The 9,707-nt window shown below is 67.8% G+C and carries 10 protein-coding genes and 1 pseudogene; 10 read left to right on the forward strand and 1 reads right to left on the reverse strand.

Annotated features, from left to right (window positions below; genetic code table 11):
- On the forward strand, positions 1–785 hold a 785-nt coding region (locus KH616_RS15760; RefSeq protein WP_292247900.1), incomplete at its 5' end, for an SIS domain-containing protein.
- Positions 786–1,013: 228 nt separating this feature from the next.
- Here KH616_RS15760 and KH616_RS15765 read toward each other — a convergent pair.
- A complete protein-coding gene (locus KH616_RS15765) occupies positions 1,014–2,231 on the reverse strand; it encodes a Bcr/CflA family multidrug efflux MFS transporter (RefSeq protein ID WP_292247904.1) in 1,218 nt (405 codons plus the stop codon).
- A 246-nt stretch (positions 2,232–2,477) separates the two neighbouring features.
- Between KH616_RS15765 and KH616_RS15770 the strand changes: the two genes are divergently transcribed.
- From KH616_RS15770 to KH616_RS15810, 9 genes and pseudogenes are all read left to right on the forward strand, one after another.
- The gene (locus KH616_RS15770) at positions 2,478–2,933 is read left to right on the forward strand and encodes a hypothetical protein (protein WP_292247907.1); all 456 of its coding nucleotides are present in this window, start codon (positions 2,478–2,480) and stop codon (positions 2,931–2,933) included.
- Between the two features lie 137 nt (positions 2,934–3,070).
- Complete coding sequence (gene hemL / locus KH616_RS15775) at positions 3,071–4,354, forward strand: glutamate-1-semialdehyde 2,1-aminomutase (protein ID WP_292247909.1); 1,284 nt, start codon at positions 3,071–3,073, stop codon at positions 4,352–4,354.
- A gap of 13 nt (positions 4,355–4,367) precedes the next feature.
- Entirely contained in the window at positions 4,368–5,489 is a 1,122-nt protein-coding gene (gene ribD, locus KH616_RS15780; protein ID WP_292247912.1) for a bifunctional diaminohydroxyphosphoribosylaminopyrimidine deaminase/5-amino-6-(5-phosphoribosylamino)uracil reductase RibD, read from the forward strand.
- A 14-nt stretch (positions 5,490–5,503) separates the two neighbouring features.
- The gene (locus KH616_RS15785; protein ID WP_292247915.1) at positions 5,504–6,139 is read left to right on the forward strand and encodes a riboflavin synthase; all 636 of its coding nucleotides are present in this window, start codon (positions 5,504–5,506) and stop codon (positions 6,137–6,139) included.
- A 450-nt stretch (positions 6,140–6,589) separates the two neighbouring features.
- Positions 6,590–7,105, forward strand: a complete 516-nt coding sequence (locus tag KH616_RS15790; protein WP_292247918.1) for a DUF1993 family protein — start codon at positions 6,590–6,592, stop codon at positions 7,103–7,105.
- A gap of 223 nt (positions 7,106–7,328) precedes the next feature.
- A complete protein-coding gene (ribBA, locus tag KH616_RS15795) occupies positions 7,329–8,468 on the forward strand; it encodes a bifunctional 3,4-dihydroxy-2-butanone-4-phosphate synthase/GTP cyclohydrolase II (protein ID WP_292247921.1) in 1,140 nt (379 codons plus the stop codon).
- Between the two features lie 54 nt (positions 8,469–8,522).
- Positions 8,523–9,026 carry a 6,7-dimethyl-8-ribityllumazine synthase gene (gene ribH, locus KH616_RS15800; protein ID WP_292247924.1) on the forward strand — a complete coding sequence of 168 codons (504 nt, stop codon included), beginning with the start codon at positions 8,523–8,525 and terminating at the stop codon, positions 9,024–9,026.
- Complete coding sequence (nusB, locus tag KH616_RS15805; protein ID WP_292247926.1) at positions 9,023–9,454, forward strand: transcription antitermination factor NusB; 432 nt, start codon at positions 9,023–9,025, stop codon at positions 9,452–9,454. The genes ribH and nusB overlap by 4 nt, the downstream gene beginning before the upstream one ends.
- A gap of 66 nt (positions 9,455–9,520) precedes the next feature.
- Positions 9,521–9,707 (forward strand): annotated as a pseudogene (locus tag KH616_RS15810) (aminotransferase); the annotation flags it as partial.

The following is a 9,707-nucleotide window of genomic DNA, read 5'->3' on the forward strand; positions in this document are numbered from 1 at the left end:
GCAAGGCCGACGTCAGCCAGCCGACGGTGATCCGCTTCTGCCGCTCGCTCGGCTGCCAGGGACTGTCCGACTTCAAGCTGAAGCTCGCGACCGGCCTCACCGGCACGATCCCGATGAGCCACAGCCAGGTGCATCTCGGCGATACGGCGACCGACTTCGGCGCCAAGGTGCTCGACAACACCGTGTCGTCGATCCTGCAATTGCGCGAGCACCTGAACTTCGAGCACGTCGAACAGGCCATCGAGATCCTGAACAGCGCGCGGCGCATCGAGTTCTACGGACTCGGCAATTCGAACATCGTCGCGCAGGACGCGCACTACAAGTTCTTCCGCTTCGGGATTCCGACGATCGCGTACGGCGACCTGTACATGCAGGCCGCATCGGCCGCCCTGCTCGGCGACGGCGACGTGATCGTCGCGGTGTCGAAATCAGGGCGCGCGCCCGAGCTGTTGCGCGTGCTCGACGTCGCGATGCAGGCGGGCGCGAAGGTGATCGCGATCACGTCGAGCAACACGCCGCTCGCGAAGCGCGCGACGGTGGCGCTCGAGACGGATCACATCGAGATGCGCGAATCGCAGCTGTCGATGATCTCGCGGATCCTGCATTTGCTGATGATCGACATGCTCGCGGTCGGCGTCGCGATCCGCCGTGCGTCGCCGAATGCGGAGCTGTCGGAGTCTGTCGCGAAAGCGAAGGCGCGTGCCGGCAACGACGAGGCGGCCGATGTGCTCGACTGGCTGAGCCACGGCGCGTCGCCCGCGGCGAAGGATGCGCCGCGCGACTGACCGGCCGGATCGAGCCGAACGCTTCATCGACGAACAACGCCGCCGCGGCCTGTGCCCGGCGACATGAATGATGGTCAGCCCGATCCCCACGCAGCGGGCTACGCTGCGTGGGGATCGGGCTTTTTCATGCAGGCGGGCGCGGGACGCGGCTACCGCAATGCGGCGCACGCCCGATGAATCGCGTCGGCACGCGCGGCAGCGGCGGCCCTGACTGGCGCGACGCGGCGCTCAGGCGTCGCCCTTCGCCGGGCGGCCGTGCCAGCGCAGCACCAGCATCCGCCCGACGAAGCACAGCACGCCGGTCACGCCGATCGTGACCCCCATCGCGAACGGCGTGCCGTCCGCCAGCGCGCCGATCGCGACGCTCGCGATCGCGCCGAGCGCGAGCTGCATCGCGCCGAACACCGCCGCCGACGCGCCCGCATTGTGCGGATAGCGGTGCATCAGGTCGGTCGTGCAGTTCGCCGACAGAATCCCGACGACGCCGACCACGAAGAACAGGCAGACGACGATCGACCACAGGCCGCCCCACCCCGTCAGCGCGACGAGCGCGACCGCAAGCGAAGCGACACAGCTGACGAGCGACGCCGCCGCGATGATCCTGAGCGAACCGACGCGGCCAACGAGCCGCGTGTTCGTGAAGTTGCCGATCATGATGCCGACGACATTCAGGCCGAACAGCAGCCCGTAGTGCTGCGGCGATACATGGAAATACTCGATGTAGACGAACGGCGTCGCGGTGATGTACGAGAACATCGACGCGAACGCCATGCCGCCGCACAGCATGTGGCCCCAGGCGACCGGATCGGACAGGATGCGCCCGTACGCCGCGAACGAACTCAGCACGGCCGCGCTCTTGCGCCGCTCTTTCGGCCAGGTCTCGGGCACGCGCAGGTATGCGGTCGCCGCACACAGCGCGCCGAACGCCGCGAGCACGACGAACACGCCGCGCCAGCCGCCAAACCGCAATATCTGCCCGCCGACCAGCGGTGCGAGCAGCGGCCCGACCGCAGTGACGATCGCGACCATCGACAGCACTTTCGCCGCGTCGCTCGGCTCGTGTGCATCGCGCGCGATCGCCCGCGCGAGCACCGACGCCGCGCCGGCACCGAGCGCCTGCAGGAAACGCACGACGATCAGCATGTCGATCGAGCCGGCGACGACGCAGCCGACGCTCGCCAGCGTAAATAACGCGATGCCGCCGAGCAGCACGGGACGCCGTCCGTAGGCGTCGGACAGCGGCCCATACAGCAGCATGCCGATCGAGAAACCCGCCATGAAACTCGTCAGCGTGCGCTGTGCGGCACCGGCGCTGACCGAGAAGCCGTTCGCGATCGCGGGCAGGCTCGGGAGGTACATGTCGGTGGCGATCGGCCCGCAGGCGGCGAGCGCGCCAAGCAACAGGATCAGCCGGACATCGGGCCGGCGCCGGATGGCGTGGGACATGGGTTTCCGGAAAGAAGCCGGTGCGCATCGGGCGGCACGCACGGCGGTCGCGACGAGGGAAAGCGGCGGCCGGACGCGAGGGCCGCCGGCTCATGATTGTACGCGACCCTATGGAGTGCCCGCTTACATCGAAGCCGCCGCTTCGCCGCCGCCGAACCCGCATCGGTTGTACCCGCAGACAACCGGTTCCCCCGATCGGTTAAGCTCGCGGCATTTCGACGACGCTTCACGCACCGCCCTACCGACATGACCGCTTTCCTGCTGATCTGGAGCCCCAAGAAATGGCCGTGGCCCGAGCTGCCCGACGTCGCCGCGCGCGTGAAGGCCGGCGAAGCCGTGCATGGCGTATGGGGCTGCGGCTTCGCGCGCAGCATCCTGCCCGGCGACCGCGTGTTCCTGCATCGCGTCGCGCAGGAGCCGAAGGGACTCTTCGGCTCGGGCTACGTGACGCGCGCGCCGTACGAAGTCCCCGAGCCGGCCAACAAGCGCGGCTACCGCCTCTGCATCGATTTCGTCTACGACTGGCTCGTCGACGGCCACCGGGAAGTCGTGATCCCGCGCGACGCGCTGCGTGCCTACCCGTATTCGGTGCAGACCTGGGACGCGCAGACGTCCGGCACGTCGATCAAGCCGATGGTCGAAGGCCCGCTCGAAAAGCGCTGGGCCGAGCTAACCGGCAAGCGCAAGCCGCCGCGCCCGTAGATCCCGGCGCGCCGGACGGCATCGAAGCGCCCGCGGGCCTGCCGCGCCCGTCTCCGGTACAATCAGACGATCGTCCCGCTCAGGCGCCGCGGCCCGTCCACAGGCCTGCCCGCGCCTTTCTCTCGCAGGTTTCGTCCATGTCCAACAATCAGATCCTCTTCGAACGCGCCCAGAAAACCATCCCGGGCGGCGTCAACTCGCCGGTCCGCGCCTTCCGTTCAGTCGGCGGCACGCCGCGTTTCGTGTCGCGCGCGCAAGGCCCGTATTTCTGGGACGCCGACGGCAAGCAGTACATCGACTACATCGGCTCGTGGGGGCCGATGATCGTCGGCCACGTGCATCCCGAAGTGCTTGAAGCGGTGCAGCACGTGCTCGCCGACGGCTTCTCGTTCGGCGCGCCGACCGAAGCCGAGATCGACATCGCCGAGGAAATCTGCAAGCTCGTGCCGTCGATCGAGCAGGTGCGCATGGTGTCGAGCGGCACCGAAGCGACGATGAGCGCGCTGCGTCTCGCGCGCGGCTTCACCGGCCGCAGCCGCATCGTCAAGTTCGAGGGCTGCTACCACGGCCACGCGGACAGCCTGCTCGTGAAGGCCGGCTCCGGCCTGCTGACGTTCGGCAACCCGACGTCGGCCGGCGTGCCCGCCGACATCGCGAAACACACGACCGTCCTCGAATACAACAACGTCGCCGCGCTGGAAGAAGCATTCGGCGCGTTCGGCGACGAAATCGCCGCGGTGATCGTCGAGCCGGTCGCGGGCAACATGAACCTCGTGCGCGGCACGCCCGAATTCCTGGGCGCGCTGCGCACGCTGTGCACGAAGCACGGCGCAGTGCTGATCTTCGACGAAGTGATGTGCGGCTTCCGCGTCGCGCTCGGCGGCGCGCAGGCGCACTACGGCATCACGCCCGACCTCACCTGCCTCGGCAAGGTGATCGGCGGCGGCATGCCGGCCGCGGCATTCGGCGGCCGTCGCGACATCATGGCGCATCTCGCGCCGCTCGGCGGCGTCTACCAGGCCGGCACCCTGTCGGGCAACCCGATCGCGGTCGCCGCGGGCCTCAAGACTCTGCAGCTGATCCAGGCGCCCGGCTTCTACGACGCGCTGACCGCACAGACCAAACGCCTCGCCGACGGCCTCGCCGCCGAAGCGCAAGCGGCCGGCGTGCCGTTCGCGGCCGATTCGATCGGCGCGATGTTCGGCCTCTACTTCGCCGAGCGCGTACCGACCCGCTTCGCGGAAGTCACGCAGAGCAACGTCGAGCGCTTCAACCGCTTCTTCCACTTGATGCTCGACGAAGGAGTCTACTTCGCGCCGTCCGCGTATGAGGCCGGGTTCGTGTCGAGCACGCACGACGACGCCGTGATCGACGCGACGCTCGCCGCCGCGCGCCGCGCGTTCGCCGCGCTCGCCGCCTGACGGGGCCGCGCGCATGTTCTCGGATACCGATTTCGCCCACATGCAGCGCGCGCTGACGCTGGCCGCGCGCGGCATGTACACGACGACGCCCAACCCGCGCGTCGGCTGCGTGATCGTCAAGGACGGCGAGGTGATCGGCGAAGGCTTCACGCAGCCGGCCGGACAGGACCACGCGGAAGTGCAGGCACTGAAGGACGCGCGCGCGCGCGGCCACGACGTCGCCGGCTCGACCGTCTACGTGACGCTCGAGCCGTGCAGCCACTTCGGCCGCACGCCGCCGTGCGCGAGCACGCTGATCGACGCGCGTGTCGCGAAGGTCGTCGCGGCGATGGAGGATCCGAATCCGCAAGTGTCGGGCCGCGGGCTCGGGATGCTGCGCGATGCGGGCATCGACGTGCGCTGCGGACTGCTCGCCCACGAAGCGGGCGAGCTCAATATCGGCTTCGTGTCGCGGATGACGCGCGGTCGTCCGTGGGTGCGGATGAAAACCGCCGCGTCGCTCGATGGCCGCACCGCGCTGCCGTCGGGCGAAAGCCAGTGGATCACCGGCGACGCCGCGCGTCTCGACGGCCATGCATGGCGTGCGCGCGCCTGCGCGATCCTCACCGGCATCGGCACCGTGCGCGAGGACAATCCGCAGCTGACCGTGCGCGGCATCGATACGCCGCGCCAGCCGCTGCGCGTGCTGGTCGACAGCCGCGTCGAGCTGCCGCTCGATGCGCGTCTGCTGGACGGCGCGCCGCCGCTGATCTTCTGCGGCGAACTCGACGCCGAAGGCGAAGCGCGCGCGGACACGCTGAAGGCGCGCGGCGTGGAAATCGTCCCGCTGCCGAACGCACGCGGCAAGGTCGACCTGCCCGCGCTGCTCGCGGCGCTCGGCGCGCGCGGCATCAACGAACTGCATGTCGAGGCGGGCCACAAGCTCAACGGCTCGCTGCTGCGCGAGCAGTGCGTGGACGAATTGCTGGTCTACCTCGCCCCGAGCCTGCTCGGCGCCGACGCGGCCGGCATGTTCGACCTCGCCGCGCCGGCAAGCCTCGACGCCCGCACGCAGCTCACGTTTCACGGCATCGAGCGAATCGGCGACGATCTGCGGATTCTCGCCCGCTTCGCGTCCTCACCCGCCACTCATTGAACGGAATCGTCACGATGTTTACCGGAATTGTCGCGGCCGTCGGCCGCATCGAATCGATCAAGCCGCTCGGCACATCGCCCGACGCGGGCGTACGCCTGACCGTGAAGGCGGGCGGCCTCGATCTCGCTGACGTCGCGCTCGGCGACAGCATCGCGATCCAGGGCGCATGCATGACGGTGATCGAGAAAACCGCCGACACCTTCGACGTCGAGGTATCGCGCGAAAGCCTGAACCGCACCGTCGGGCTGGCCGAGCCCGGCGACGTCAATCTCGAGAAAGCGCTGCGCGCGCACGACCGCCTCGGCGGGCATCTGGTGTCGGGCCACGTCGACGGGCTCGGCACGGTGTCGCATTTCGCGCCGGTCGGCGAGTCGCACGAACTGCGCATCGTCGCGCCGCGCGAACTCGGCCGCTACCTCGCCTACAAGGGCTCGATCACGGTCAACGGCGTGAGCCTCACCGTCAATGCCGTCACCGACCACGCCGACGGTTGCGAATTCTCGATCAACCTGATTCCGCATACCGTCGACGTGACGACGCTGCGTCATCTGAAGGCGGGTTCGGCCGTCAATCTCGAAGTCGACCTGATTGCGCGCTATGTGGAGCGGATGCTCGCTTCGTCTCAACCTGGCGACAATCCGTTGAAGTAACGCAATCGTTGCCGGATCGAGCGGTGCTGCGAGGGCATGGCCCAGCTACGTACCGCTTGGCTTCCGGCAAACACAATCACGTCACGGACGTGATGCGGGATACCCGGTGTGCTTTCCGCCGGGTTCGCCGCGATTCCGCCCGTAGCCAGCAGCAGAACGGCGGAAGTCGACATGTCCGGTACGCTCAATCGAAATCGCCGAACGCCGAAACGCACGTGCGATCGGCCGCCCGGCGCGCGCCGTCCCCATCGCGCCTGACGGGATCGTTCCGCCGGAAGCTGCGCGCCGCGCCCGCGATCGGTCTGATCGATCGCAAGATGCCAGCGCCCGCCCCGCCGGCTCACCCCGCACACACGCACTTCATCGCGCTATGATGCTGCAGCGGCAATCCAGCCGCTGCATCGCGTCCGGCGCCGATACGCGCACGATCTCCCCATGCGAGGAATCCCCATGTCCATTTCGATGTATCAGGCCTCCGTGCCTGTCCTGATCCGCGGCCTGACCAATCTGCAGCACATCCTCGGCAAGGCACAGGCCCACGCGGCCGAAAAGCAGATCGACCCTTCGGTGCTCCTCGGCGCGCGGCTGTTCCCGGACATGCTGCCGCTCGTGCGTCAGGTGTTCATCGCGACCGACATGGCGAAGGGTTGCGCCGCGCGACTGTCCGGCGTCGAGCCGCCGGTCTACGAAGACGTCGAGAATACGTTCGACGAACTGCACGCGCGCATCCAGAAAACGATCGACTATCTGAAAGGCTTCGACGCAACGCAGATCGACGGCTCGGAAGCCCGTCAGATCGTGCTGAAGATGCGCGTCGGGCCGCTCGAATTCGCCGGGCTCGCGTATCTGCTGGATTTCGTGATGCCCAACTTCTATTTCCACGTCACGACCGCATACGACATCCTGCGTCACAACGGCGTCGAACTCAGCAAGTTCGACTTTCTCGGCCTCAGCAACAAACCGTAAGGCTTGCGGGCCGGCCGCGCGCAGGCAGACATGCCGCGGCCGGCGATGCGCGCCCAGCGCGCGATGGACGTGCATCGCCGTCTCCGCCGGCGGCCTTCGTCGGTGCCGGCGGCACGCGATCCGCGGCAAGTTGGCACGCGCGCGGCGCACCCTCGCCGCGCGCGCCAGCCGAAACCCCGCCCGGCTGGCGTAAAATACGCACTTTCCTCTTTCTCGCCCCCTTATGACGCTCGCCACCACGCCCGACATCATCGCCGAGCTGAAAGCCGGCCGGATGGTCATCCTGGTCGACGAAGAAGATCGCGAAAACGAAGGCGATCTGGTGATCGCCGCCGAATTCGTCACGCCGGAAGCGATCAACTTCATGGCCAGGTACGGCCGCGGCCTGATCTGTCTGACGTTGACACAGGAGCGCTGCAAGCAATTGCACCTGCCGCTGATGACGTACCGCAACGGCACGCAATACGGCACCGCGTTCACGGTCAGCATCGAGGCGGCCGAAGGCGTGACGACCGGCATCTCGGCGGCCGACCGCGCCCATACGATCGCCACCGCGGTCGCGCACGACGTGCGTCCGGAGCACATCGTGCAGCCGGGCCACGTGTTCCCGATCATGGCGCAGCCGGGCGGCGTGCTCGTGCGTGCCGGTCATACGGAAGCCGGCTGCGACTTCACGGCGCTCGCGGGCCTCACGCCCGCCGCGGTCATCTGCGAAATCATCAAGGACGACGGGACGATGGCGCGCCTGCCCGACCTGATCGAGTTCGCGAAGGAACACAACCTGAAGATCGGCACGATCGCCGACCTGATCCACTATCGCAGCCGCACCGAGTCGATCATCGAGCGCGTCGCCGAGCGCACGATGCAGACCGCGCACGGCACGTTCCGCGCGGTGCTGTACCGCGACCAGCCGACCGGCTCGCCGCATATCGCGCTGGTGCGCGGCACGCCGTCGCCGGATCAGGACACGCCCGTGCGCGTGCACGAGCCGCTGTCGGTGCTCGACCTGCTCGAGACCGGCGTATCGACGCATTCGTGGACGCTCGACGCCGCGATGCGCGAGATCGCGCAGCGCGACCTCGGCGTGATCGTGCTGCTCAACTGCGGCGACACGAAGGAACATCTGATCGACGTCTTCAAGGCGTTCGACGAGGAAGAGAAGGCCGCGGCGCTCAAGCGCCGGCCGGTCGATTTCAAGACGTTCGGCATCGGCGCGCAAATCCTGCGCGATGTCGGCGTCGGCAAGATGCAGGTGCTGTCGAACCCGCGCAAGCTGGGCAGCATGTCGGGCTACGGCCTCGAAGTCACGGGCTTCGTACCGATGCCGGGCAGCGCGGCCTGCGGCGCGACGCAGCAAGCGTGACCCGCCACGGCGCTTTCGCCCTGTAACCGTTCATCCACATATACGGACAAGATCATGGAAATCGGACAATACCAACCGAATCTCGAAGGCGACGGCCTGCGTATCGGCATTGTGCAATCCCGCTTCAACGAACCGGTGTGCAACGGCCTCGCCGATGCGTGCGTCGAAGAACTGGAACGCCTCGGCGTCTCCGGCGAAGACGTGCTGCTGGTGTCGGTGCCCGGCGCACTCGAAATCCCGCTCGCCCTGCAGAAACTCGCCGAAAGCGGCCAGTTCGACGCGCTGATCGCGCTCGGCGCGGTGATCCGCGGCGAGACCTATCACTTCGAACTCGTGTCGAACGAGAGCGGCGCGGGCATCACCCGCATCGGCCTCGACTTCAATCTGCCGATCGCGAATGCGGTGCTGACGACCGAAACCGACGAGCAGGCCGTCGCACGCATGACCGAGAAGGGTCGTGACGCGGCGCGCGTCGCGGTCGAAATGGCGAACCTGACGATGGCGCTCGACCAGCTCGGCGACGAGGAAGAAGACGACGAAGAGGAGGAGCGCGCATGAAGAAGAGCGCCCGCCGACAATCGCGCGAACTGGCGACGCAAGGCCTGTATCAGTGGCTGCTGTCGAACGCTTCGTCAGGCGAGATCGACGTGCAACTGCGCGGCGCGCTGGGTTACGACAAAGCCGACAAGGATCTGCTCGACACGATCCTGCACGGTGTGATCCGCGAACACGCAACGCTCACGGAAGCCGTCGCGCCGTGCCTCGATCGCCCGATCGACCAGCTGTCGCCCGTCGAACGCGCGGTGCTGCTGATCGCGACGTTCGAACTCAGGCACCACGTCGAAACGCCGTACCGCGTGATCATCAATGAAGCCGTCGAGCTGACCAAGACGTTCGGCGGCTCCGACGGCTACAAGTACGTCAACGGTGTGCTCGACAAGCTCGCCGCGCAGTTGCGCCCCGCCGAGACGCAGGCGCGCCGCTGATCCCCCGACGGGCGCTGACGCGCCCGTTTTTTCGTTTACCGCCCGCCCCTTCCGACCGACCGATCGATGAATACCACCGCCGATTCGCTCGTCACGCTCGCTGCCCGCGTCGACGCGATCCAGCCGTTCTATGTGATGGAACTGATGAAGCAGGCCCAGCAGCTCGAAGCCGCCGGCCGCGACATCATCCATATGGGCATCGGCGAACCGGATTTCACCGCGCCGGAGCCGGTCGTCGAGGCCGCCGCCGCCG

The organism is Burkholderia sp. (genome assembly GCF_018375725.1).
Lineage (GTDB): Bacteria > Pseudomonadota > Gammaproteobacteria > Burkholderiales > Burkholderiaceae > Burkholderia.